Annotated in this window: 3 protein-coding genes; all 3 read left to right on the top strand. The window is 71.9% G+C overall.

Translation table 11 applies throughout. The features are described 5' to 3' along the window. A partial coding sequence (locus AB0G02_RS37500) for a hypothetical protein (RefSeq protein WP_360804453.1) occupies nucleotides 1-270 on the top strand: 270 nt, incomplete at its 5' end. Between the two features lie 25 nt (nucleotides 271-295). Further along, on the top strand, nucleotides 296-781 hold the full coding sequence (locus AB0G02_RS37495) for a VOC family protein (protein WP_360804450.1): 486 nt from the start codon (nucleotides 296-298) through the stop codon (nucleotides 779-781). Nucleotides 782-801: 20 nt separating this feature from the next. Beyond that, nucleotides 802-1,096 (top strand): aldo/keto reductase (locus AB0G02_RS37490; protein WP_360804447.1); only part of this gene is annotated, 295 nt, incomplete at its 3' end.

Raw genomic sequence — 1,096 nt, 5'->3', positions numbered from 1 at the left:
GGCGGTCCCTCGCCCGCGGTGGGCGACCGGATGCCGCCCCGCCCCGGCATGGCCGACGGCCTGGGCTGGTCGATCGTGCTGCCCTCCGAGGCGCAGAGCGCGGCGGTGAAGGAGAGCGCGCAGCAGGGCCGGGTGCCGCTCGCCGTCGCCGTGGACCCCGACCTGCCGCACGCCGTGCTGGTCCGCCCGGACGGCCACGTCGCCCTGACCGCCGCGCCGGACGAGGCCGCCGAGCTGCCCGACCGGCTCACCGCCTGGCTCAACCGCTGACCGCACCCGCACGAGGAGGCATCGCATGAGTCCCGTGTCCATCCGCCCGCCCGGCGCCGCGACCCTGATGCACGTCGCGATCTTCTGCCCGGACGTGGACGAGTCGATCCGCTTCTACCGCGAGGGACTGGGCTTCTCCCGCACCTACGAGTGGACGAAGACCTACACCGACACCGGCCGGACCGTGTACCAGGGCCGCGGCGTCTACATCGAGCTGGAGGGCCAGACCTACCTGGAGCTCTTCCCCGGCGGCGAGCCGGGCCAGGACTCCTCCGCCGGGCCGGTGCACCACATCGGCCTGACCGTGACCAGCGTGGACGAGTCGTACCGGCGCTGCCTCGAAGCGGGCGGCCTGCCGTTCGGCTTCGGCGACTGGTCCGGCGAGCCCACCACGGTCACCCTCGACGGCGACCCGGAGATGCTGGTGCGCGTCGCCTTCGTGCGCGGCCCGGCCGGTGAGCTCATCGAGCTCTACGAGCAGTACAGCCCCGTCATCACCACCGAGCGCTAGCTCGACACCAAGGAGGTTCGATGCGGTACACAGTGCTGGGCCGGAGCGGGTTGCGGGTCTCGGAACTCGCCCTCGGCACGGTCACGTTCGGCGAGGACTGGGGATGGGGAGCGCCGAAGGAGACCAGCGCGCGCATCCTCGACCTCTACGAGGAGGCGGGCGGCAACTTCCTCGACACCGCCGACCACTACACCGGCGGCACGTCGGAGAAGTACCTGGGCGAGCTGCTCAAGGGCAGCCGCCGCGACCGGTTCGTCATCGGCACGAAGTTCACCCTCCAGTCCGTCCTGTCCGACGTGAACTCGGCGGGCAACA

This window comes from Actinosynnema sp. NPDC023658 (assembly GCF_040639995.1).
In the GTDB taxonomy this organism is placed as follows: Bacteria; Actinomycetota; Actinomycetes; order Mycobacteriales; family Pseudonocardiaceae; genus Actinosynnema.
Note: the sequence above shows the minus strand (reverse complement) of the source record. Positions and strands in the feature narration are given on the sequence as shown.

Bases quoted from the DNA above. Each gene is read 5' to 3' on its own strand.
- AB0G02_RS37495 (WP_360804450.1), top strand. From the start codon at position 296: ATGAGTCCCGTGTCCATCCGCCCGCCCGGCGCCGCGACCCTGATGCAC.